This window comes from Stenotrophomonas indicatrix, from assembly GCF_002750975.1.
Taxonomy (GTDB): Bacteria; Pseudomonadota; Gammaproteobacteria; order Xanthomonadales; family Xanthomonadaceae; genus Stenotrophomonas; species Stenotrophomonas indicatrix.
The window spans coordinates 3,764,903-3,787,980 of the sequence record NZ_PEJS01000001.1; the positions used below are offsets into that span (position 1 = coordinate 3,764,903).

Here is a 23,078-nt window from a genome sequence, read left to right on the forward strand (position 1 = left end):
CGATGAACCTGTCCGGCCCCTTCATCCGTCGCCCGATCGGCACCGCCCTGCTGGCCATCGGCTTGTTCATGGTCGGCGTGATCTGTTACCTGCGGCTCGGCGTGTCGGCGTTGCCGAACATCGAGATCCCGGTGATCTTCGTGCACGCCAGCCAGTCCGGTGCGGATGCGGCGACCATGGCCTCCACGGTGACCGCGCCGCTGGAGCGCCACCTCGGCCAGCTGCCGGGCATCGACCGCATGCGCTCGTCGAGTTCGGAAGGCAGCTCGCTGGTGTTCATGATCTTCCAGAGCGACCGCGACATCGATTCGGCCGCGCTGGACGTACAGACCGCGATCAATTCGGCGCAGGCCGACCTGCCCTCGGGCATGGGCTCGCCGATGTACCAGAAGGCGAACCCGAACGACGATCCGGTGATCGCCATCGCGCTGACCTCGCAGACGCAGTCCGCCGATGAGCTGTACAACGTCGCCGATTCGCTGCTGGCCCAGCGCATCCGCCAGATCGGCGGTGTCGCCTCGGTGGATATCGCCGGTGCCTCGACGCCGGCGGTGCGTGTGGACGTCAACCTGCGCCTGATGAACGCGCTGGGACTGACCGCCGACGACCTGCGCAATGCCGTGCGCGCGGCCAACGTGACCTCGCCCACCGGCTTCCTCAGCGATGGCAACACCACCACGGCGATCATCGCCAACGATTCGGTTGCACGCGCCGCCGACTTCGCCGATCTGGTGGTCAAGACCCAGGGCGATGGCCGGGTGATCCGCCTGAAGGACATCGCCAACGTCTACGACGGCCAACAGGATGCCTACCAGGCCGCGTGGTTCGACCACAAACCGGCCGTGGTGATGTATGTGTTCACCCGCGCCGGCGCCAACATCGTCGAGACCGTGGACCGGGTGAAAGCGCAGATTCCCGCGTTGCGCGACTACCTGCAGCCGGGCACCACGATGACGCCCTACTTCGACCGCACCCCGACCATCCGGTCGTCGCTGCATGAAGTGCAGATCACCCTGCTGATCAGCCTGGCGATGGTGGTGCTGACCATGGCGCTGTTCCTGCGCCGGTTGGCGCCGACGCTGATCGCGGCGGTCACCGTGCCGCTGTCGCTGGCCGGTGCCGCGCTGGTGATGTACGTGATGGGCTTCACCCTGAACAACCTGAGCCTGCTGGCGCTGGTGATCGCGATCGGCTTCGTGGTCGACGATGCGATCGTGGTGATCGAGAACATCATGCGCCACCTCGACGAGGGCATGCCGCGGATGCAGGCGGCCTTCGCCGGTGCGCGCGAAATCGGCTTCACCATCGTCTCGATCACCGCTTCGCTGGTGGCGGTGTTCATCCCGCTGCTGTTCGCCAGCGGCATGATGGGCGCGTTCTTCCGCGAATTCACCGTGACCCTGGTGGCGGCGATCGTGGTGTCGATGATCGTTTCGCTGACGCTGACCCCGGCGCTGTGCAGCCGCTTCCTCAGCGCGCACGACCACACGGCGGCACCGTCGCGCTTCGGCCGCTGGCTCGATGCCGGTCACGAGCGGATGCTGCGCATCTACACCGTGTTCCTTGATTTTTCGCTGCGCCATGCGCTGCTGCTGTCGTTGACGCCGTTGATCCTGATCGGCGTCACCATCTTCCTGTTCGGTGCGGTGAAGAAGGGCGCGTTCCCGCCGCAGGACACCGGCCTGATCTGGGGCCGCGCCAATTCCAGCGCAACGGTGTCCTTCGAGGACATGGTCAGCCGCCAGCGCCGCATCACCGACATGCTGATGGCCGACCCGGCAGTGAAGACCGTGGGCGTACGCCTGGGCAGCGGACGCCAGGGTTCCAGCGCGCAGTTCAACGTGGAACTGAAGTCGCGCAAGGAAGGCCGCCGCGAAACCACCGCACACGCACTGGCTCGGCTGAGTGCGAAGGCCGACCGCTACCCGGACCTGCAGCTGCGCCTGCGCGCGATCCAGGACCTGCCCAGCAACGATGGCGGTGGCAACAGCCAGGGCGCGCAGTACCGCGTCTCGCTGCAGGGCAACGACCTGGCCGCACTGCAGGAATGGCTGCCCAAACTGCAGGCGGCATTGAAGAAGAACCCGAAGCTGCGTGATGTCGGCACCGACGTCGACAACGCTGGCCTGCGCCAGAACATCGAGATCGACCGGGCCAAGGCCGCGCGCCTGGGCATCTCGGTCGGCGCCATCGACGGTGCGTTGTACGGCGCCTTCGGCCAGCGCCAGATCTCCACCATCTACTCGGACATCAACCAGTACAGCGTGGTGGTCAATGCGCTGCCGTCGCAGACCGCTACGCCTTCGGCGCTGGACGAAGTGCATGTGCGTGCACGCAACGGCGAGATGGTGCCGATCACGGCGGTGGCCCGCCAGGCGCCGGGCCTGGCGCCCTCGCAGATCACCCATGAAAACCAGTACACGACGATGGACCTGAGCTACAACCTCGCCCCCGGCGTCAGCATGGGCGAGGCCAAGGCCATCATCGACAGCACCGTGGCCGGCATGCGCATGCCCGGCGACATCCGCTTGGCCGACGACGCCGGCTTCGGCTTCAATTCCGACCCCAGCGACATGCTGATCCTGGTGCTGGCAGCCATCCTCACCGTCTACCTGGTGCTGGGCATCCTGTACGAAAGCCTGATCCACCCGGTGACGATCCTGTCCACCCTGCCGGCCGCCGGCGTCGGTGCGTTGCTGGCGCTGTTCGGCACCAACACCGAACTGTCGGTGATCTCGATGATCGCGCTGGTGCTGCTGATCGGCATCGTCAAGAAGAACGCGATCATGATGATCGACTTCGCCCTGGTGGCGCAGCGCGAACATGGGCTGACTCCGCGCGATGCTGCCCGTGAAGCCAGCATCGTGCGTTTCCGCCCGATCATGATGACCACGATGGTGGCGATCCTGGCGGCGGTGCCGCTGGCGATCGGCCTGGGCGAAGGTTCAGAGCTGCGTCGCCCGCTGGGCATCGCGATGATCGGCGGCCTGCTGTTCTCGCAGAGCCTGACCCTGCTCAGCACGCCGGCGCTGTACGTGATCTTCTCGTGCCTGGCCGAGCGCTGGAAGGCGCGGCGCGCGCGCAGGCGTGAAGCGAAGCTGCTCAGGCGCGCACAGCGGGCCTGACTTCGGTAGCGCCGGGCCATGCCCGGCGGCCTTTCAGCAATCCGCGCTGCGCGCTCGCCGGGCATGGCCCGGCGCTACCGGCCTCTGGTGGGTGCGGACCGTTGGTCCGCACGCCGATGGCATTTGACGCGCTGTAACGAAAAGAGAACAATTCTCATCCAGCCATGGTCCTGCGCCCCCTTGTGGCGCCCCGCTGCCGTCCCCGGCACGCCTGCGTGATCCCAGCCACCGACCTTTCCCCCCTGCATGGGCGGATGGCCCGTGGCCGCCCGCCGAGGATCTCCATCGATGTTGCCGATTCGCTCCCCCCGCCTGGCCGTACTGGCCGTCGCGCTGTCCGCCGCCTGCACTGCACACGCCGAAGCCCCGGCCGGATCCCGCAGCGCCACCGATCTGGACGCGGTCAAGGTCATCGCCGAGCGTACCCATACCGAGGCTGGCGCCCTCGGCGATCGCGCCCTGCGTGATACCCCGTTCGCGATCACCGCCGTCGGCCGTGAGCAGATCGAACAGCGCCAGGTCGTGTCGCTGGGCGAAGCCTTCCTGCTCGACCCCTCGGTCACCACCCAGGTCAGCGCCTATGCCAGTGGCTGGAGCTCGCCGATCCGCAACCGTGGCATCGACCTGAATTTCGACAGCTACCGGGTCAACGGCCTGCAGGTCTCGTCCTGGGGCACCGAATGGCCGCTGGAAGTGATGGAACAGGTCGACCTGCTGAAGGGTCCGGGAGGTTTCCTGTACGGCTTCGGCGCGCCGGGCGGCATCGTCAACTACATCACCAAGAAACCGACCGACGTACCGACCTTCTCCGCCCAGCTCGGCTGGCGCGAGCAGGGCATCGTCAGCGGAGGCATCGACGTCGGCGGCCGCTTCGGCAACGAGCAGATGTTCGGCTACCGCTTCAACGCATACCAGGAAAAGGGCGAAACCTTCAACGGTGGCCATGTCGATCGCAAGGTCGGTGCACTGTCGCTGGACGCGCGCCTGAGCGATGCGCTCACCTGGACCTTCGACGGCGTGTTCCAGTCGCGCGACCTGCGCGAGGAATCACCGCAGTACTACTTCCGTGGCCTGACCTCACTGCCGCGGCCGATCGCCGGCGATGTCGACAACAGCGTGCCCGGCACCTACTACGACACCCGCTCCAGCCTGCTGTCCACCGCGCTGAACTGGCAGATCAACAGCGACTGGAAGGCCAGCCTGAGCTATGGCGTCACCACCTCGTGGAACGACGTCAACAAGATCTTCGCCTACATCGACGATACCAACGGCGACTACGCCGTCAACGTCTATGAGCTCGGCGGCAAGAGCGAGTGGAAGCTGGCACAGGCACTGGTGCAGGGCCGCTTCGGCACCGGCCCACTGCAGCACCAGCTGGTGGCCGGTGTCAGCCACCAGACCGGGCTGGGCTGGGACCGTCCCTACGAGTTCAGCCTGATCGGCCGCGCCAACCTCTACCAGCGCCATGGCATCCGTCACGACGCGGTGGGTTCCCGGGTGATGACCCGCGGTGACGAGACCGTGCAGCAGGCGGTGTTCGTCAGCGATACCGTCGATCTCGGCCATGGCTGGTCGGTGCTGGCCGGTTGGCGCTACAACGACTTCGAGACCAAGGGCGCCTACCACACCTATCCGGTCACCCCGACCTATGCGGTCATGTTCAAGCCCAGCGAGGCCGTCACCCTGTATGCCAGCTACATCGAGTCGCTGGAAGCAGGCAGCCGCGTAGGCAGCAGCTACATCAATGCCGGCGATGTGCTCGACCCCACCATCAGCAAGCAGTACGAGATCGGCGCCAAGGTGGAAGCGAATCGCTGGAACGCGAATGTCGCTGCGTTCCGCCTGGAACGTGGCGCCAACATCGATCAGCTGACCGATGCAGGCAAGCGCCTGGTGCAGGATGGCATCACCCTGTACGAAGGCGTCGAAGCCAGCGCCGACCTGCACCTGACCGATGCGCTGACCGTGGGCGGTGGCGTGACCTGGCTGGACCCGACCTACGACAAGCTGTCACCGGGCAGCGCGGCGCAGGAAGGCAACCGTACCGTCGGTGCTGCGCGCTGGAGCGGCGTGCTGCACGCCACTTACCAGCTGCCGTGGGTGGAAGGGCTGGAGACCTATGCCGCCGTGCGCTACTACGGCGATGTCTGGTACGACGCCGACAACACCCTGAAGCTGCCCGACTACACCCTCGTCAACGCCGGCATCGGTTACCGCCTGCTGGCCTCCGGCCATCCGGTGACCCTGCGGGCCAGCGTGGAGAACCTGGCCAACCGCAGGTACTGGTCCAATGCCGGCGTCGGCCTGCCGCGCACCTTCGCGCTCAGCGTGCGGTTCGACATGTAACGGGCCTCGGTAGCGCCGGGCCATGCCCGGCGGCTGCATGCCACGCCGCGCCGCGCGCTCGCCGCGCATGGCGCGGCGCTACCGGATTTCACGCGTGGCCCGTAATAATGGTGGCCGATCCTTTCGCCGAGCCTGCATGTCCGCACGCGAATCCCGCCTCAGCCGCCTGTGGGCCCACGAGAAGGCCAGCTATGGCCTGCGGGTGTTCATTGCCCTGACCGCGGCCATGGCCGTGTGCTGGCACTTGGATGCGCTGACCGCGCTGCCCGGCGTGTTCCTCGGCATCATCGCCAGTGCGATTGCCGAGACCGATGACAACTGGTGGGGCCGGACCAAGGCCGTGCTGCTGTCGCTGTTGTGCTTCTGCCTGGCAGCGGCCTCGGTGATCTGGCTGTTCCCCTGGCCGTGGATATTCATCGCGGCACTGGCGCTGTCCACGTTCGGCCTGACACTGCTCGGTGCACTGGGCGAGCGCTACGCGTCCATCGCCCAGGCGACCGTCACGCTGGCCATCTACACCATGATCGGCCTGGAGCAGCATGGCGCCCATGACCTGCACAGTGCGCTGGATGCGGTCAGCCACCTGCTTGCGGGTGCGGTCTGGTACGGGCTGCTGTCGATCCTGTGGACCACGCTGTTCGCCAACCGGCCGGTGCGCGAGCGCGTGGCCCGCCTGTACGTGGAACTGGGCCGTTACCTGCAGCTCAAGGCCGCGCTGTTCGAACCCGTACGCGAGGCGGACCTGCAGCGCCGCCAGCTCGACCTGGCCGAACAGAACCGCCGCGTGGTCGGCGCGCTGAACGAGGCGAAGACCGCGATCCTGGCGCGCTTTGGCCGCTCCGGACGGCCCGGCGTCAACTCCGGCCTGTACCTGCGCCTGTACTACATGGCACAGGATTTCCATGAGCGCGCCAGCTCCTCGCATTACCCGTACGGCGCGCTGGTCGACGCGTTCTTCCACAGCGACGTGCTGTACCGCTGCCAGCGCCTGCTCGACCTGCAGGGCCAGGCCTGCGCACGGCTGGGCGAAGCGATCCGGCTGCGTCGTCCGTTCGTCTACGGCGAGAGCAACCAGCAGGCCGGGCGCGATCTGGCCGATGCCCTGGCCTACCTGCGCGACCAGCAACGCCCGCAGTGGCAGCGCCTGCTCGGCTCGCTGGACCTGCTGGTGCACAACCTGCGCAGCATCGAGCGCCGCTTGCTCGATGCCGAACGATCCGAAGCCAGCCTGGACAACGTCGACACCCGCCTGCGCGACAGCAACCCGCACACGCTGCGCGAAATGGGCGTGCGCGTGCGCCAGCAGCTCACCCCCGGCTCGGTATTGTTCCGCCATGGCCTGCGCATGGCGCTGGCATTGATCGCCGGTTTCGTTGCCATCCATCTGTTCAATGCACAGAACGGCTCGTGGGTCCTGCTGACCATCGTGTTCGTGTGCCGGCCCAGCTTCGGTGCCACCCGCCAGCGCCTGGCCCAGCGCATCGTCGGTACGCTTGCCGGCCTGGTGCTGACCTGGGCGCTGCTGCAGCTGTTCCCAACGCTGGGGATCCAGCTGCTGATCGCACTGCTGTCGGCACTGCTGTTCTTCTTCACCCGTACCGACCGCTATCTGGTCGCCTCGGCCGCCATCACGGTGATGGCGCTGACCTGCTTCAACCTGATCGGCGACGGCTTCGTGCTGATCGTGCCGCGCATGGTCGATACGGTCCTGGGGTGCGCGATCGCCGCAGCGGCCGCGTTCCTGATCCTGCCGGACTGGCAGGGTCGACAGCTGCACCGCGTGCTGGCGCGGGTGCTGGATACTGCCGCCCGTTATCTGGAATCAGTGCTGGGCCAGTACCGCAGCGGCATGCGCGACGACCTGGCCTACCGCATCGCCCGCCGCGACATGCACAACGCCGATGCCGCACTGTCCACCGCATTGTCGAACATGCTGCGCGAACCGGGCCACGTGCGCCGCAACCTCGATTCGGGTTTCCACTTCCTGGCGTTGTCCAACACCCTGCTCGGGCATCTGTCGGCGCTGGGTGCGCACCGCGACCAGGTCGACAGCTACGCGGGCGATCCACTCGCACTGGCCGCCGGCGAGCGGGTGCGTAAAGCGCTGCAGCAGCTGGCATCGGCATTGACGGCACAGCAGCCGGTGTCGGAGGAGGACAACGACGCCGATCGTGCGGTGGCCGCCGAACTGGAGCAGCTCGATGAGACGATGCCGCCGAAACTGCAGTTGATCCGCACGCAGATGGCGCTGGTGCTGCGGATGTTGCCGAAGGTGAGGGCAGCGGCCAATGGCGCGGTGCGCGGCCTGGCCTGAGCGGAAGGCATCCACGCATGGCGTGGATCTACTGGAGTGGCATCCACGCGTGGCTTGATCTGCTGGAGCGGCATCCACGCGTGACCCTGTCGACCGTGCAACATCGTGTTGCGTGCACGGGGGCATTCCGATCACGCCCCGACGCCGATACTGCGGTGTCGCCCACGCAGGATCTCCCCCATGAAGATCGAACTCAACGACCGCACCGCACTGGTCACCGCCTCCACCGCCGGCATCGGTCTGGCCATCGCGCAGGGGCTTGCCGCCGCGGGTGCGCAGGTCATCCTCAACGGCCGCAGTACCGACAGCGTGGAACGCGCACGTCAGCGATTGCTGGCTGCAATTCCCGGCGCCAACGTGCTGGGCGTGGCCGCCGATCTGTCCGACGCCCGCGGGGTCGACGCGCTGCTGGCCGGCCTGCCGGGCAACGTCGACATCCTGGTCAACAATGCCGGCATCTTCGGCCCGCAGGACTTCTTCGAGACCGACGATGCCACCTGGGAGCAATACTGGCAGACCAATGTCATGTCCGGCGTGCGCCTGTCGCGCGCCCTGCTGCCGGCGATGGTCGACGCCGGTTGGGGCCGCGTGCTGTTCATCTCCTCCGAATCGGCACGCAATATTCCTGCCGACATGATCCATTACGGCGTCAGCAAGACCGCGCAGCTGTCGTTGTCGCGCGGCCTGGCCAAGCGCGTGGCCGGCAGCGGCGTCACCGTCAATGCGGTGCTGCCCGGCCCGACGTTGTCCGATGGCTTCGCAACGATGTTCGAAGAAGAGCGTGCACGCACCGGCAAGCCGCTGGAACAGATCGGCCGTGAGTTCGTGATGGCCCATCGCCCTGCATCGGTGATCCAGCGCGCGGCCACGGTCGAGGAAGTGGCCAACATGGTGGTCTACCTCGCCTCGCCGCAGGCATCGGCCACCTCCGGCGCAGCGCTGCGGGTCGATGGCGGCGTGGTCGACGATATCGTGTGAGCGTTGGTGGGGTGTGTGGACCAACGGTCCGCACCTACCGCATCCCTGCCTGACAGGCAGGGATGCTAGGCTGCGCCGGTCCAAGGAGGTTCCATGTCCGGTCACAACCAGTTCGCCCTGCTGCGCCAGCGCCGTTTCCTGCCATTCTTCATCGTGCAGGGGTTGGGTGCCTTCAACGACAACGTGTACCGGCAGGCGATCATCGGCCTGCTGTTCTACCTGGGCGTGGCCGAGAGCGAGCGCACGCTCTACACCAACCTGGCGCCGGCGCTGTTCATCCTGCCCTACTTCCTGTTCTCCGCCCTGGCCGGGCAGATCGCGGAAAAGCTGGAGAAGTCGCGGCTGATCGTGATCACCACCACCATGGAGATCGTGATCATGACGCTGGCTGCGGTGGGCTTTCTCACCGAGAGCCTGCCGGTGCTGCTGGTGGCCCTGTTCTGCACGGGCCTGCAGTCCACCTTGTTCGGCCCGGTGAAGTACTCGGTGCTGCCCTCGGTGCTGCGTCCGGAAGAACTGACCGGTGGCAATGGCCTGGTCGAGATGGGCACGTCGATGTCGATCCTGACCGGCATGATCGTCGGCGGCCTGGTGTTCACCCTGGCAGGCACCCATGGCCCGATCGTGGCCGCCACCGCTGTCATCGCGCTGGCGATCTGCGGCAACCTGGCCGCGCGCATGATTCCCAAGGTGGATGCCGGCGCCCCGGACCTGAAGATCAACTGGAACCCGATCCCCGAATCGCTGGCCGTGCTGCGCATGGCCAGGAAACAGAAGGCGGTACGCAACGCCATCCTCGGCGTGTCCTGGTTCTGGTTCGTCGGCACCATCCTTACCGCGCAGCTGCCGTCCTATGCGGTCACCAACCTCGGTGGCGAGCCCACCCTGTACATCTTCGCCCTGGCGCTGTTCTCGGTCGGCACCGGTGTCGGTTCGCTGCTGTGCGAAAAGCTGTCGGCGCGCACGGTGGAGATCGGCCTGGTGCCGCTGGGTGCGTTCGGCATGACCGCCTTCCTGCTGGACCTGTACTTCGCACGCGCCGGTGAGGCCACCGCGCAGGGCCTGTCGGTCACCCAGTTCGTGCACCAGGCCGGCAGCATCCGCATCATCATCGACCTGCTCGGCATCGGCCTGTTCACCGGCTTCTTCGTGGTGCCGCTGTTTGCGTTGATCCAGAGCCGCACGCCGAAATCGGAGATGTCGCGCGTATTCGCCGCGCTGAACATCCAGAACTCCGGCTTCATCGTCGCTGCGGCCGTACTCGGCCTGCTCACCCAGCGCCTGCTCGGCTGGACCATCCCGCAGCTGTTCCTGGCACTGGCCATCGCCAATGCCGTGGTGGCGATCTACATCTTCACCATCGTCCCCGAATTCCTGATGCGCTTCCTCAGCTGGGTGATGGTGCGCACGCTGTACCGGCTGCGCCCGCACGGCATCGAAGCGAACGTGCCCGATGAGGGCGCCGCGCTGCTGGTCTGCAACCACGTCAGCTACATGGACGCGCTGATCCTGTCGGCGACGATCCCGCGCCCGGTGCGCTTCGTCATGTACTACAAGATCTTCAACATCCCGGTCATGCGCTGGATCTTCCGCACCGCCAAGGCGATTCCGATCGCTGGTGCGCGCGAAGACCCCGCCCTGATGCAGCGCGCGTTCGATGAGGTCGATGCCGCACTCGCCGAGGGCGAGCTGGTATGCATCTTCCCGGAAGGCGCACTGACCCGTGACGGCACGATGGCAGCGTTCAAATCCGGCGTGGAGAAGATCCTCGAACGCCGTCCGGTACCGGTGGTGCCGATGGCCCTGCGTGGCATGTGGTCGAGCATGTGGAGCCGCCGCGATACCCGTCTGGGCCGCATGCGCGTGCCGCGCCGGTTCCGGGCGACAGTGGAGGTGGTCGCCGCCCCGGCGGTGGATGGCCATTCAACCGATGCCGCCGCCCTGGAAGCGCAGGTCCGCAGCCTGCGCGGCGACCTCGCCTGACGCAATCGCCCCCATCCGGGGGCGATGACGGTACGCTGCATACGCCACCGTCCAAGGGCGATGCGAGGCCTGACGGGGCTGAAAACGCATACATGCGTCGTTGGTTGCGGTAGATTACGCACCCACAGGGGGGAGGTTCGGCCCGTTCACACGGCCGACCACCAAGGAATGGAGTCTTGCTTTGAATCAACCGCCACCGCTCAGCCGTCCGGTCTACATCCCCAACCATCTGGTCTGGGCGATCCTGACGACGCTGTTCTGCTGCCTGCCGTTGGGCGTGGTGTCGATCGTGTATGCCGCCCAGGTCGATGGTCGCAATGCGGCCGGTGACCTGCCGGGGGCCTATAGCGCGTCGCGCAAGGCGGGCTGGTGGGCGGTGGCTTCGGCCGCAGCCCTGCCGGTCCTGTTGCTGTTGTGGTTCGGGCTGTTCGGCGGCTTGGCCGCGCTGGGCGCTCTATCCGACCTTTGATTCACCACCACCACCCATCGAGGAGCTTGAACCATGAACACCACCACTGCGCAGGTCCCCAACAATCTGGTCTGGGCCATCCTGTCCACCCTGTTCTGCTGCCTGCCGGCCGGCATCGTGTCGATCGTCTACGCCGCGCAGGTCAACGGCAAGCTGGCTGCCGGCGACGTCGCCGGTGCCCGTGATTCGGCCGACAAGGCCAAGAAGTGGGCCATCTGGTCGGCCATCGCTGCCGTTGTGGTTGGCGTCCTGTACTTCATCATCATCATGGCCGTTGGCGGCCTGGGCGCCCTGAGCGGCGGCAACGGCAGCTACTGATGCCCGCGACGGGGTCCGGCCATGCGCCGGATCCCGCCCCCGCATGTCCGCACTTCCTGCTCGTTCCCGACTTACCCGCTGGGCTCCGCTGCTGGCCGCGTCCGGCCTGGCTGCGGGTGCCGCCGTGGTCCTGCGCCACGTCAATCCGTATGTCTCCGGCAATCCGCTGCCGGGCTGTCCGCTGTACGCACTGACCGGCTTCTACTGCCCCGGCTGCGGCAGCACGCGCTGCCTGTACTCACTGGTCCACTTCGACCTGCCCGGCGCGATGGCGATGAACCCGTTGCTGGTCATCAGCCTGCCCTTCCTGTTCCTGATGCTGCTCAACACCGCCGGCGTACGCCCGCGCGTGCTTGATCCACTGATGCGGGTACTGGCCAGCCCCACGTTCTGGCTGTGGCTGCTGCCCGGCTATGCCGTGCTGCGCAACCTGCCGTGGGCACCGTTCACCGCGCTGGCCCCGGTGTAGGTTTCCAGCCAACGGCGCAGCCCCTCGTGGTGGAAGGCAGAAGCTGGGGTTGGCCGGGCGGGTGGGTTACGCATGGGCCGCTGCAAGTACGTCCATGTAAGCTCGGTCGCGCCATCCATGGCGCTTACGCCCCTGCGCAACCCACCCGCCCGGCCACGGACAATTTCCGTGCGCGTCCACCACGGAAAAGAAAGAGAAGATCAAAAGCCGAAGCGGGTCGCTCCGCTCGGCATCCACGCATGGCGTGGATCTACTGACCGTCATCGGAAACTGTCGGGGGTGGGGCGGTGTGGGGCTGCAGGACCGTTGGCGCCATGGATGGCGCCATCGAGCCCCCATGGATGGGTTAACGGCGTGTCCTGCAGCCCCACACCGCCCCGCCAAACCCACAGAAATCCAGAGCCGCTGTTGCTGTTGCAGTTGCTGTTGCAGTTGCTGTTGCTGTTGCTGTTGCTGTTGCTGTTGCTGTTGCTTCCAGCGGGTGCAGGGCAGCAAGCCCTGCAGAAAAGCACAACTAGGTCACCCAGCCCGCGATCACCAGCAGGGCCAGCACCGCCAGCCACAGCAGCAGCATCCGCCACACCAGGCTCATCGCATCCCGCAGGTCCGGCAACCGCTGCCACACCGGCAGCAGGCCCGCTTCGGTGTAATCGTGAGCGTCCTCGCGCAGCTCGGCATTGACGCTGGCACGCGCCACCGCACCCAGGAAACCAATGCCACCGGCCAAGCGCTCACCATGCGCCTGGCGCCATGCCTTCCAGGCCGTGTCGAAGTTGCCGACCAGGGCCATCGAGAACGCCATCAACTGCGCCACCGGCCACTCGATCCAGCCCAGCAGCCGCTGTGCCAGCGCCAGCGGCTCCACCGGCACGCGCGCACGCATCGGGCTTTCCGCCATCAGTGCCAGCAGGCGATAACCGAGAGCCCCCACCGGGCCCAGCAGCAGGAACCAGAACAGCACCGCGAACCAGCGCCGCAGGGCGTTGAGCACGGTCGCCTCGACCAGTGAAGGAACATCCTCGCGCAGGCTGCCACCGGCCGACTGCAGGTTGCGTACCGCCGCCTGCCGGGTCGGCGCATCGTCGGCATCGATGATCGCCTCGATGTCGCGGTCCAGATCGCGCGGGCCCCAGCACCAGGCCAGCACGGCCACGCCCAGCAGCAGCGCCGGAAGGCCGAACAGCACCCCGCGCAGCAGCCAGGCGACCAGCGCCATCAGCAACAGTGGCGGTACGATCGCCAGCGCCACGCCGGCGGCCCCCTGCCAGGCCCGACCACCGCGCGCGTCCAGCCAGCCCAGCCAACGCCGGAAGCCGTCGAAACGGCGCAGCGACGCGGCAGCGGCCGGGGCGACATGGCCAAGGGCCAGTGCCACCAACACGGCGACCAGGGTGGTGAACATGGCAGGTCTCCCTACGAGCGAGCGTTCGGCGTCGCTACCTTACCTGTCGCAGCGTCGCCGTCAGCGGTGAACCGTACTGTAACCGGCAGCGTGTTCAGGTGGCGGCAATGCTGGCGCCGCCGGATGCCGGTTGCTGGCGGTACCAATGCTCGATCAGGCCCCGCGAAATGGAAATCGGCGGTGACAGACGGATGCCTTCTCCATCGTCCTCGACGTCACGCGCGAGGGCCGCGCCAACTTCCTCGGCGCTGAACCAGCGCGCGTCTTCCAGCTCGCCATCCACGGTCGGCACGTCGTCGTGTGCCTGCGCGCGGAATCCGACCATCAATGCGCCGGGAAACGGCCAGGGCTGCGAGCCCAGGTACTGGCAGGCGGTCACCCGCACCTTGCTCTCTTCGTGCACTTCGCGCGCTACGGTCTGCTCGAAGGTCTCGCCCGGCTCGACAAAGCCGGCCAGCACCGAATAGCGGCGCGGCGCCCAGTTGGACTGGCGGCCCAGCAACAGCCGGCCCTGGTTTTCCACCGCGACGATCACGGCCGGGTCGACGCGCGGATAGTGCTCGGTCGCGCACTGCGGGCAGCGGCCGACGAAGCCCCCCCGGGCGAACGTCACGGCACTGCCGCAGACACCGCAGAAGCGGGTACGCGATTGCCAGTAGGACATGCCACGGGCGTAGCTGAAGGCGGTCGCATCGGCCACGGTCCACAGCAGCGCGGCCTGGCGCAGATCGAGCCGGCGTGGCGCGGTGACCGTCACGCTGGCCGCTTCCACCGAGAACCACGCCTGCTCGCCACGCAGGCCGAGGAAGATCGCAACACCTGGCCCGCCACCGACATCGGCGCCGGTCAACGCCAGCGGCTGGTCGTCATCACCGGTGAAGGCGGTACCGTCCTGGTCCAGGACAAGAATGCGCGCATCGGGCCACAGGCGCGCCAGAGCATCGGCGTCTTCGCGCATGGCATCGGCGCGCTCCAACGGTTCACCCACGAAGGCAAAACCGGAAAGCGGCGAAGGAGAATTGAGCATCCAGCTAGCCTGCCGCCAATCACGGCAAGTGGCAAGCCGCAGACTGTGCAGAAACCCGCCTGTGGTTGCAGTAACGGTCATCCACGCATGGCGTGGATCCAGCGAAGGCAGCGCGCGGGGTGCATGCGCCACGCCCTGCAATTACATGCTGAAACTGCTGCCGCAGCCGCAGGTGGTCTTGGCGTTCGGATTGCGGATCACGAACTGCGCACCGGTCAGGCTCTCGGTGTAATCCACTTCGGCACCCATCAGGTACTGCAGGCTGAGCGGATCGACCAGCAGGGTGACCCCGCTGGTCTGCACCGCCAGGTCATCGCCGGCACGGTTCTCGTCGAACTCGAACCCGTACTGGAAGCCCGAACAGCCGCCACCCTCGATGTACACACGCAATGACAGGTCGGGGTTGCCCTCGTCCTGGATCAGCTCCTTGACCTTGGCCGCAGCGGCCTCGGTGAAGTTCAGCGGCCGATCCAGCGACTGGTAGTCGGGCGCGGCGGCCGGCGTGGCGCCGGGGAGGGAGACGAGCGTGTTCATGGGCTCAGCATGGGGGCGCCGGCGCTGGCTTTCAAGCCATCGCCTCGGCCAGCTTGCGGCGGGCGGCGGTGTCGCCCTTGCCGTCAGCGGACGCTTCTTCCGGCGCCGGCAGGGCCTGCATCGGGGCGCTGGCATGGATCAACCGTCCGTTCAGCTGGGCACCCGCATTCATTTCCACCACCTGGTAGTGAACGTTGCCGTTGACCCGCGCACTCGGGGTCAGTTCGACCTTCTCGGTGGCATGGACATCGCCGTCCAGGCGGCCACTGATGACCACCACCTGGGCGCGGATCTCGCCTTCGATCACGCCATGCTCGGCGAGGGTCAGGGTCGCCGCGCTGGCGCCCTCCTGGGCAATCACCTTGCCGTGGATGCGACCTTCCACGTACAGGCCACCACTGAATTCCACATCGCCACGGATCACCACCTGGTTGCCGATCAGGGCATCCACCACCAGTTGGCCATCACGGCTGGATTTGCTGCTTCCGAACATCTGCCTACTCCCCTTTGCTGGCCGGTGCGCCGGCCTGTTTCCAGTCGAATACCTGCGTGGTGCCCCCCGCACCACTCCCCAATGTCACCTTCACCCGTTGCGGGGTGAAGTCAGCCGGCAGCATCACGCTGCCGGTGAGCTGCTGGAAGTACCGGAACGAGTAATCCTGTCCCGGCACCTTGCTGCGCTGGTGCAGCTCGTCCCAGCTGATGGTGGCCAGCTTGCCGTTCTTCACGCCTTCCACCGTGAAACGCATCTGCCCTTGGCTGATCGCTCCGCGGTTGAGGTTCTGCGTCAGCACCACGCTGTACTGCCAGGTGCCGGCCGATTCCGGGCTGAATTCAATCGAATGGGTGTTCAGGCCCTTGCGCTGGCTGGTCGAGCCCACCAGGCGTTCGTAGAAGGCGACGTCAGCGCGCAGGCCGGCGATCTCTTCATCGCGCTCGGCCAGCGAAGACTGCACTTCGTTGTTGGCGGCGCGGCTGATGCGGTCCGACGCTTCCAGCGTGGCCTGCTTCTGGCGCAGTTCGGTCAGCTGCGTCTGCAGCGTATCGGCGCGCTTCTCGGCAGCCTGCACGCGCTGGCCCTGTTCACCGCGCGGCGTGCCCAGCCAGCAGCCACCCAACACCGCAAGCACCAGGCTCAGCAGCCAGATGCCGGCGATCACCAGCAGGCGACGGCGGTCGGCGGGTGGTTGCGCGGCACCGGGAAGGCGGACCTGCACGCGCATGGGAGGGCGGTTGTTCATGGGTAGTCTCCGTGGCAGCGCCGAAGCGCCGCCAGTACGGCCCCTGGGGCAAACGACGGGCTAGTGTATGACAGGAACGGCAGGTTTCCCCGGTGCCGGCCGGTACCGGGCGGTGGCATTCAGCCACTCCATGGTCGATAGTGTGGCACCCCGCACAGTTCCGCCGCCGGAGCCCGCCATGACCGAAGCCCACCTGTTCGTGATCGGCATCCTGCTGGCCTGGCTGGCCGGCATCCGCGTTTACCTCACCGTATTCGGCGTCGGCATCGCCGGCCTGCTCGGCTGGGTCGACCTGCCACCGGCGCTGCAGGCCACCGAGTCGTGGTGGGTGCTCGGCACGTCGGCGGCGCTGGCCATTGCCGAATTCTTCGCCGACAAGATTCCCGGCGTGGATTCAGCCTGGGACCTGGTGCAGACCCTGGCGCGCGTGCCCGCCGGCGCTTTCCTCGCGGCAGCGACACTGTCGCCCGATGGCGACCTGGGCACCGGTGCACTGGTCGCCGGCGCGGGCGTTGCGCTGGCCAGCCATGGCCTGAAGGCCGGCACCCGCGCCCTGCTCAACACCTCACCGGAACCGGCCAGCAACTGGGTCGCCTCTGCGGCCGAAGATACCGTGGTGATCGGCGGCTTGGCGCTCGCGCTGGCGCATCCATGGATCGCGCTGGTGGTGGTGCTGGCCTGCAGCCTGGCCGGCGCATTGCTGGTCTGGCTGGTCTGGCGCACCCTGTGGAAAAGCGTGCGCTGGTTGGCACGTGGCGGCAGCGACGACGGACAACGGCAACCGCGTACCGGTTGATCGGCGGGCTTGTCGCATAATGGCCGCGAACACCAGGAGCATCGATGGCCGCAAACGAATCCGCCGCGGGCCCCCGCCCGGGACGCGCTGAAACCCCTCCGGCCGATCATTGGCAACGTTGGGCCGCCCCCTTGGCCGCGGCAACGCCTGCCGAAGCAGTACCGGCGGTGTCAGAGACACCCGCCCTGTCGGTCCCCGGCGACGGCGCCCGACTGGCGGCTCCGCCCCCCCTGCCCTCCACCGCCGCACTGCCCGAGGCGGGCAACAGTGACATCCCGCCTGTCGATGCCGACTCGCCCTACCGCGTGCTGATCGTCGAAGACGATCGTGCCCAGGCGCTGTTCGCACAGAGCGTGCTGCATGGCGCCGGCATGCAGGCGATCGTGCTCGGCGATGCCGATGGCGTGCAGCAGGCCATCCGCGAGCAACGCCCTGACCTGATCCTGATGGATCTGCACCTGCCCGGGCTGGATGGCATGCGGCTGACCGCGATGATCCGCCAGCAGCCCGGCATGCAGCTGCTGCCGATCGTCTTCCTCAGCGGCGACCCGGATCCGGAGCGCCAGTTCGAAGTGCTCGACTGCGGTGCCGACGATTACCTGAGCAAGCCGATCCGGCCGCGCCACCTGATTGCCGCGGTGGCCAACCGTATCCGCCGCGCACGCGCGCAGGCAGCGACCCTGCCCGGTGCCAACGGTGCACCGGCCACCAGCAACCCGGAAACCGGGCTGCCCACGCGCCACCACGTGCTGCAGCAACTCAACGCGACCCTGGCGCAGCACGACCGCGGCGGCGTGTTCTTCGTGGAAATCTCCAGCGCGCTGGGCCTGCGCGAGCGCTATGGCTATGCGGCCTTCGAGCGGCTGATGGTGCAGGCCGGGCAACGCCTTGCCGAGGCTGGCCATCCGCACCTGCTGGCGCGCCTGAACGACAACAGCTTCCTGCTGCTGGCGCGCAACGCCGATGAGGACAGCCTGGAAGCGATCGCCGGCACCCTGCGCGAGCAGCTGTCCGCGCGCGCCTTCGTGATCCGCGACGACGAGTCGGTACACCTGCGTGGCGTGGTCGGCTACGCACCGCTGTCGCCGGGTTTCGACGATGCCAGCAGCGCCCTGGAAGCGGTCGAACGTACCACCCTGCAGGCACGCCTGCTCAGCGCCGGCGTGGCCGGCCACGTGCATCGCCAGGTCACGACCGAGCAGGAGCACCTGGCGTTGCTGGAAGGCCAGCTCGAGCTCGCTTACCAGCCGATCGTCGCCGTCGCCGGCGGCAGCAGCGCGCAGTACCAGTTGCTGCTGCGCCTGCGCCGGACCGATGGCAGCGTACTGACCGCCGGCCAGGTGATTCCGGCCGCCGAGGCGGCCGGCCGCATCGCCGACCTCGACCAGCAGGTGCTGGAGCATGCGATGGGTCTGCTCGACCTGTATCGCCACGCCACCCAGCCGCTGAACCTGTTCGTCTCGCAGTCGCTGCGTACCCTGCAGCGCGATGCCTTCGCCGACTGGCTGCTGGAGTCACTGCAGCAACGCCGGCTGCCCGGCAGCGCGCTGGTGATCGACGTGCGCCTGCCCGATGCGCTGATCCACACCGTGCCGTTGCAGCAGTTCTGCCAGCGCATGGCCAGCGTCGGCGTGCGCTTCTGCCTGAGCCAGTTCGAACCGGGCAGCGAAGCCCTGGCCCTGCTCACCCAGCTGCCACTGTCGTTCGTGCGCATGGCCGCACGCTTTTCCAGCAGCCACTCCAACCCCGATACGCGCGAAGAACTACGCCGATCGATCGAGCAGGCGCATGCAGCCGGCCTGCAGATCATCGGCCAGCAGATCGAGGACCCGCAGGCAGCGGCCGCGATGTGGGTCGGCGGTGTCGATTACATCCAGGGCAACATGGTGCAGTCGGCCGGCAGCGACCTGAACTTCGACTTCCACAACGCGGTGCTCTGAGTGTCACCGACGGTCGCGCTGTTGGCGGTACTGGCGCTGGCCATCGTCGCCCTGCTGGTACTGGGCCTGCGATTGCGTTCGCGCAATCGCGCGCTGGCGGCACTGCAGCGCGAACGCATCACCCTGACCAGTGAACGCGACCAGCTGCGGCGCACCACCGAGCGCCAGGGCCAGCTGGAACATCAGCTGCTGCAGGCCAAGCAGGCTGCAGAAGCAGCCGTGCTGGCCAAGGGCGAATTCCTGGCCACCATGAGCCATGAAATCCGCACGCCGCTCAACGGCATCCTGCCGATGCTGGAGCTGATTGCCCGCGGCCCGCTCGGCGAAGACCAGCGGCAGATGCTGGCCACCGCCTCGGCCAGCTCGCAGCAGCTGCTGCGCATCGTCGATGACATCCTCGATTACTCGCGCCTGGAAGCCCAGGCGCTGGAGCTGGAGATCACCAGCTTCAACCTGCGCGAACTGCTCGATGGCGTGGTGCAGCTGCTGCAGCGCGCCGCCGAGGCCAAGGGCCTGACGTTGAGCCTGCAACTGGATCCGACCGTGCGCCTGCCGGTACGCGGCGACCCGGTGCGCCTGCGCCAGGTCCTGGGCAACCTGCTGGCCAATGCCATCAAGTTCACCGCACGCGGCCAGGTGCAGTTGCGCGTGCAGCGGCTGGGCGAAGGCCCCGCCCAGCACCAGCTGCGTTTCGAAGTGGTCGACACCGGCATCGGCATCGATGAGGCCCTGCAGGCGCGGCTGTTCCAGTCCTTCAGCCAGGCCGACGCGTCCACCACCCGCATCTACGGTGGCACCGGCCTGGGCCTGGCCATCTGCAAGCGCATCACCGACCTGATGCATGGCGATATCGGCGTGCATTCCACCCCAGGCCAGGGCGCAACCTTCTGGTTTGAAATACCGCTGCTGAAGGTTCCCGGCGACCTGCCGGCGCTGGCCCGCTCGCCGGCAGCGCTGCTGCTGTACACCGCCGATGCACAGCTGCAGCCACGCGTCGAACGCATCGCCGCGCACCACGGCCTGCAGGTGCAGCCGCTGGCCAGCATTGATGAGGCAATGGAACGCCTGCGCGCAGCACCACGCCCGGGCCAGAGCACACCGGCATGGTTGCTGGTCGACGCGCGCCACCGCCGCAATGGCGAGGTGGCCCTGCAGCGCGCCTTGGCCGAGCGCGCTGCCGACGACGCACTGCAGGTGCTGTGGCTGCAGGATGATCCGGTTGCAGCACGGCCGCGCCAGCAGCAGCTGCACAGCACATTCAACGATGCCGACCTGCACGCCCTGCTGGCCCAGCCAACAGCCACTGCACGCCCGGCAGCCCTGCTGGCCAACGCCGAAGACGCCAGGCCGGCCGCCGCGCTGCCACCGCTGGATCTGCATGTGCTGCTGGTCGAAGACAACACGGTCAACCGGATGGTGGCCGAGCACCTGCTGCGGGTCTTCCAGTGCCGGGTGCGCAATGCCGCCGACGGCGAGAAGGCCCTCGCCCTGCTGCACGAAGGTGGAATCGACGTGGTGCTGATGGATTGCCAGATGCCGGTGCTCGACGGCTACAGCGCGACACAGCGCTGGCGCAGGGAGGAAGCCGAAGCCGGGCGCACGCGGTTGCCGATCATCGCGATGACCGCCAACGCCATGGCTGGTGATCGGGAACGCTGCCTGCAGGCGGGCATGGACGACTATCTTTCCAAGCCGATCACGCGTGAAGCGCTGCATGCGCTGCTGCAACGCTGGGGCCGGGTTTCCGTGGATCGCGGACATGCACCGCTGCCGGAACCCGTGCAACCTGCCGCAACCCCGAGCGTGCCCGACGGCGAAAGCCTGGACGATGAACGAACGCGCGCGATCCCGATTCCACAGCCGGTGCTTGATCGCAGTGTGCTGGATGAACTGCAGGCGGTGATCGGCGATGCCGCCGCGCAGATCGTAACGGTGTTCCTGGAAGACGCACCGCAGCTGGTGCAGCAGCTGCAGCAGGCGGCGCAGGGCAACGACATCGAACGCCTGCAGGCGCTGTCGCACAGCCTGAAATCCTCCAGCGCCAACGTCGGCGCGCTGTCGCTGTCAGCGGTGGCGCGGCGGATCGAACTCGAAGCCCGCAGTGGCAGCCTGCAGCGCCCTGCCGTGGCAGTGGCGCTGCTGGTGGCGGAGTTCGCCCGCGCGCGCGTGGCGCTGACCGGCTACCTCGCCGGCCAGGCCCGTTGAATCACTCTTCGAGCTTGCTCAGCAGGTACTTCGGCTCACCGATGCGCTCGATCAGCTCCAGCTGGGTTTCCAGCCAGTCGATGTGTTCTTCCTCGGAATCGAGGATCTTCACGAACAGCTGGCGGCTGACGTAGTCGCCGACCGAATCGGCATAGGCCACGGCCTCGCGCAGGGTGACCACGCCATCGCGTTCCAGCGACAGATCGCACTGCAGGATCTCGGTCGGGTTCTCACCGATGCGCAGCTTGCCCAGCGCCTGGAAGTTCGGCAGGCCTTCAAGGAACAGGATGCGATCGGCAAGCATGTCGGCATGCTTCATTTCCTCGATCGATTCCTTGTACTCGTGTTCGGCCAGTTCCTTGATGCCCCAGTTCTTGAGCATCTTGGCGTGCAGGAAGTACTGGTTGATCGCGGTCAGCTCGTTGTAGAGGACCTTGTTGAGGAATTCGATGACCTTGGTGTCGCCCTTCATGGGGATGCTCCTGCACGCTGAAATCGCGGGCACTGTAGCGCCTTGAGCGCGCGCGTGAAGGAACGCGAATCGTGCGCATTGGCCACTGCGGCCAACAATGAAGACCAGGAGAGCGCGGCGTCAACGCGCCGCGAAACGACTCAGGCGACCTGCGCCAGGCCCAACACCGGCAACGGCAGATCGTGGGTGGCACGCGCCTTGGCCAGCAGTTCGCCGGCCATGTCCAGACAGGAACCGCAGGTCGCGCCGCATCCGGTGCGCATGGTCAGCTCGGCCACCGACGTGACGCCATGGCTGGCGGCTTCGCGGATCTGGTGGTCGGTAACACCGTTGCAGATGCAGACGTACACGGGCGGGAACCAGGGCAGCAGGCCAGTAGCGGCCTGGTCGCTATTCCAATGGAAACGAGAATGGTTGTCAATCAGAGACCTGAACCATTCTCGATACGGTTCAGAGTACCGTCGAATCCACCCGGTACGAGGCGGCTACAGGGACAACAGCCCAAGTGCCAGCATCGGTGTACTGAAGAAGACGATCAGCCACTGCACACCACCACCTGCCGCTCTCAGCCGCAGCAGGTAGTCCGCCAGGAACAGCGCACCCGCACAGGTCACGAAGGCGAGGCAAACGCCCAGCGCAAGCGGCATCCATGCGATGCCGCCGAGGACCACCACGCTCAACAACAGCCAGGGGAGGCTTGCCAGACGGACAGCCAGTTGCTGCCGGAAATACCCGGCTGACGTGCGTTGCGACCGTTCGGCCCGCTCTTTGCGCAACCTGCCCGTCAAACGGCTCCCGGTTCACCCTTTGCTTTCCGCGGCCAGTACCCGCCGCGCATGGGCGTGCGCTTCCTGGGCCTGTCGTGGCCGGCCGCGTGGCCTGGCATCCAGGCCTCGGCAGCGCTCTTGGGCATGGCGCTGATGCCCTGCCCCGCCACCCCCTGGGCCAACGGCGCCAGATGTCGCAGGGCGCGCGCATAGACGCCACGCTTGAACACCACCACATGCTCCACCGGATACCAGAAGTCGACCCAGCGCCAATGATCGAACTCAGGCGAGTCGGTATGGTCCAGGCTGACGTGGGCTTCATCACCGGTCAGGCGCAGCAGGAACCAGACCTGCTTCTGGCCGATGCAGACCTGGCGTTCATTGCGGCGGATGGCACGCGCCGGCAGCTTGTAACGCAGCCAGCCCGGTGTCGCCCCAAGCACTTCAACGTGCTCCGGCAACAGCCCGGTCTCTTCCTGCAGTTCACGATACATGGCCTCGACAGGCGTCTCGTCGGTGTTCATGCCACCCTGCGGGAACTGCCAGCCATCCCGGCGCACACGTCGTGCCCAGAACACCTGCCCGTCCTGCCGCATCAGCACGATGCCGACGTTCGGTCGATAGCCGTCCGGATCGATCACGATGCGGACTCCTAAGAAAATCTACTGGTTGGGACTATCCCATGCCGTCTG

20 protein-coding genes are annotated in these 23,078 nt (G+C 67.0%); 11 read left to right on the plus strand and 9 right to left on the minus strand.

What is annotated here, in order from left to right; translation table 11 throughout:
- Window positions 1–2: 2 nt before the first annotated feature.
- From CR918_RS17345 to CR918_RS17380, 8 genes are all read left to right on the plus strand, one after another.
- Complete coding sequence (locus CR918_RS17345; RefSeq protein WP_099843921.1) at window positions 3–3,125, plus strand: efflux RND transporter permease subunit; 3,123 nt, start codon at window positions 3–5, stop codon at window positions 3,123–3,125.
- A 288-nt stretch (window positions 3,126–3,413) separates the two neighbouring features.
- On the plus strand, window positions 3,414–5,471 hold the full coding sequence (locus CR918_RS17350; protein ID WP_099843923.1) for a TonB-dependent siderophore receptor: 2,058 nt from the start codon (window positions 3,414–3,416) through the stop codon (window positions 5,469–5,471).
- A gap of 136 nt (window positions 5,472–5,607) precedes the next feature.
- Window positions 5,608–7,785 (plus strand): YccS family putative transporter, encoded by a 2,178-nt coding sequence (yccS, locus tag CR918_RS17355; RefSeq protein ID WP_099843925.1) that lies wholly within the window; start codon window positions 5,608–5,610, stop codon window positions 7,783–7,785.
- Between the two features lie 180 nt (window positions 7,786–7,965).
- The gene (locus CR918_RS17360; protein ID WP_025874638.1) at window positions 7,966–8,763 is read left to right on the plus strand and encodes an SDR family NAD(P)-dependent oxidoreductase; all 798 of its coding nucleotides are present in this window, start codon (window positions 7,966–7,968) and stop codon (window positions 8,761–8,763) included.
- Between the two features lie 93 nt (window positions 8,764–8,856).
- Window positions 8,857–10,746 (plus strand): MFS transporter, encoded by a 1,890-nt coding sequence (locus CR918_RS17365; protein WP_099843927.1) that lies wholly within the window; start codon window positions 8,857–8,859, stop codon window positions 10,744–10,746.
- A 181-nt stretch (window positions 10,747–10,927) separates the two neighbouring features.
- Complete coding sequence (locus tag CR918_RS17370) at window positions 10,928–11,215, plus strand: CD225/dispanin family protein (RefSeq protein WP_025874636.1); 288 nt, start codon at window positions 10,928–10,930, stop codon at window positions 11,213–11,215.
- 33 nt (window positions 11,216–11,248) lie between these two features.
- Entirely contained in the window at window positions 11,249–11,533 is a 285-nt protein-coding gene (locus tag CR918_RS17375) for a CD225/dispanin family protein (RefSeq protein WP_025874635.1), read from the plus strand.
- A gap of 43 nt (window positions 11,534–11,576) precedes the next feature.
- On the plus strand, window positions 11,577–12,002 hold the full coding sequence (locus tag CR918_RS17380) for a DUF2752 domain-containing protein (protein ID WP_025874634.1): 426 nt from the start codon (window positions 11,577–11,579) through the stop codon (window positions 12,000–12,002).
- Between the two features lie 514 nt (window positions 12,003–12,516).
- Here the strand turns inward: CR918_RS17380 and ampE are convergent.
- The 5 genes from ampE to CR918_RS17410 form a co-directional block, all read right to left on the minus strand.
- Complete coding sequence (gene ampE, locus CR918_RS17390; protein WP_025874633.1) at window positions 12,517–13,404, minus strand: regulatory signaling modulator protein AmpE; 888 nt, start codon at window positions 13,402–13,404, stop codon at window positions 12,517–12,519.
- A 94-nt stretch (window positions 13,405–13,498) separates the two neighbouring features.
- The gene (gene nudC / locus CR918_RS17395) at window positions 13,499–14,431 is read right to left on the minus strand and encodes an NAD(+) diphosphatase (protein ID WP_025874632.1); all 933 of its coding nucleotides are present in this window, start codon (window positions 14,429–14,431) and stop codon (window positions 13,499–13,501) included.
- A gap of 141 nt (window positions 14,432–14,572) precedes the next feature.
- A complete protein-coding gene (erpA, locus tag CR918_RS17400; RefSeq protein ID WP_025874631.1) occupies window positions 14,573–14,965 on the minus strand; it encodes an iron-sulfur cluster insertion protein ErpA in 393 nt (130 codons plus the stop codon).
- A 31-nt stretch (window positions 14,966–14,996) separates the two neighbouring features.
- On the minus strand, window positions 14,997–15,458 hold the full coding sequence (locus tag CR918_RS17405) for a bactofilin family protein (protein ID WP_099843931.1): 462 nt from the start codon (window positions 15,456–15,458) through the stop codon (window positions 14,997–14,999).
- A 4-nt stretch (window positions 15,459–15,462) separates the two neighbouring features.
- The gene (locus CR918_RS17410; RefSeq protein WP_025874629.1) at window positions 15,463–16,206 is read right to left on the minus strand and encodes a DUF6776 family protein; all 744 of its coding nucleotides are present in this window, start codon (window positions 16,204–16,206) and stop codon (window positions 15,463–15,465) included.
- A 178-nt stretch (window positions 16,207–16,384) separates the two neighbouring features.
- Between CR918_RS17410 and CR918_RS17415 the strand changes: the two genes are divergently transcribed.
- The 3 genes from CR918_RS17415 to CR918_RS17425 are packed head-to-tail and all read left to right on the plus strand — an operon-like array spanning window position 16,385 to window position 21,147.
- Entirely contained in the window at window positions 16,385–17,002 is a 618-nt protein-coding gene (locus CR918_RS17415) for a DUF4126 domain-containing protein (protein WP_025874628.1), read from the plus strand.
- Between the two features lie 44 nt (window positions 17,003–17,046).
- Window positions 17,047–18,942, plus strand: a complete 1,896-nt coding sequence (locus CR918_RS17420) for an EAL domain-containing protein (protein WP_032976658.1) — start codon at window positions 17,047–17,049, stop codon at window positions 18,940–18,942.
- The gene (locus CR918_RS17425) at window positions 18,943–21,147 is read left to right on the plus strand and encodes an ATP-binding protein (RefSeq protein WP_099843933.1); all 2,205 of its coding nucleotides are present in this window, start codon (window positions 18,943–18,945) and stop codon (window positions 21,145–21,147) included.
- A 1-nt stretch (window position 21,148) separates the two neighbouring features.
- Here CR918_RS17425 and bfr read toward each other — a convergent pair whose 3' ends face one another.
- From bfr to CR918_RS17445, 4 genes are all read right to left on the minus strand, one after another.
- Entirely contained in the window at window positions 21,149–21,619 is a 471-nt protein-coding gene (bfr, locus tag CR918_RS17430; RefSeq protein WP_025874625.1) for a bacterioferritin, read from the minus strand.
- Between the two features lie 140 nt (window positions 21,620–21,759).
- Entirely contained in the window at window positions 21,760–21,969 is a 210-nt protein-coding gene (locus CR918_RS17435) for a (2Fe-2S)-binding protein (RefSeq protein ID WP_032951724.1), read from the minus strand.
- Window positions 21,970–22,104: 135 nt separating this feature from the next.
- A complete protein-coding gene (locus CR918_RS21345) occupies window positions 22,105–22,407 on the minus strand; it encodes a hypothetical protein (protein WP_243379132.1) in 303 nt (100 codons plus the stop codon).
- Entirely contained in the window at window positions 22,404–23,027 is a 624-nt protein-coding gene (locus CR918_RS17445; RefSeq protein WP_025874624.1) for an RNA pyrophosphohydrolase, read from the minus strand. Before CR918_RS17445 ends, CR918_RS21345 begins: the two co-directional genes overlap by 4 nt.
- Between the last annotated feature and the right edge of the window lie 51 nt (window positions 23,028–23,078).

Coding starts and splice junctions, on each gene's coding strand:
- CR918_RS17345 (WP_099843921.1), top strand. CDS start 3: ATGAACCTGTCCGGCCCCTTCATCCGTCGCCCGATCGGCACCGCCCTG.
- CR918_RS17350 (WP_099843923.1), top strand. CDS start 3,414: ATGTTGCCGATTCGCTCCCCCCGCCTGGCCGTACTGGCCGTCGCGCTG.
- yccS (WP_099843925.1), top strand. CDS start 5,608: ATGTCCGCACGCGAATCCCGCCTCAGCCGCCTGTGGGCCCACGAGAAG.
- CR918_RS17360 (WP_025874638.1), top strand. CDS start 7,966: ATGAAGATCGAACTCAACGACCGCACCGCACTGGTCACCGCCTCCACC.
- CR918_RS17365 (WP_099843927.1), top strand. CDS start 8,857: ATGTCCGGTCACAACCAGTTCGCCCTGCTGCGCCAGCGCCGTTTCCTG.
- CR918_RS17375 (WP_025874635.1), top strand. CDS start 11,249: ATGAACACCACCACTGCGCAGGTCCCCAACAATCTGGTCTGGGCCATC.
- CR918_RS17380 (WP_025874634.1), top strand. CDS start 11,577: ATGTCCGCACTTCCTGCTCGTTCCCGACTTACCCGCTGGGCTCCGCTG.
- ampE (WP_025874633.1), bottom strand. CDS start 13,404: ATGTTCACCACCCTGGTCGCCGTGTTGGTGGCACTGGCCCTTGGCCAT.
- nudC (WP_025874632.1), bottom strand. CDS start 14,431: ATGCTCAATTCTCCTTCGCCGCTTTCCGGTTTTGCCTTCGTGGGTGAA.
- erpA (WP_025874631.1), bottom strand. CDS start 14,965: ATGAACACGCTCGTCTCCCTCCCCGGCGCCACGCCGGCCGCCGCGCCC.
- CR918_RS17405 (WP_099843931.1), bottom strand. CDS start 15,458: ATGTTCGGAAGCAGCAAATCCAGCCGTGATGGCCAACTGGTGGTGGAT.
- CR918_RS17410 (WP_025874629.1), bottom strand. CDS start 16,206: ATGAACAACCGCCCTCCCATGCGCGTGCAGGTCCGCCTTCCCGGTGCC.
- CR918_RS17415 (WP_025874628.1), top strand. CDS start 16,385: ATGACCGAAGCCCACCTGTTCGTGATCGGCATCCTGCTGGCCTGGCTG.
- CR918_RS17420 (WP_032976658.1), top strand. CDS start 17,047: ATGGCCGCAAACGAATCCGCCGCGGGCCCCCGCCCGGGACGCGCTGAA.
- bfr (WP_025874625.1), bottom strand. CDS start 21,619: ATGAAGGGCGACACCAAGGTCATCGAATTCCTCAACAAGGTCCTCTAC.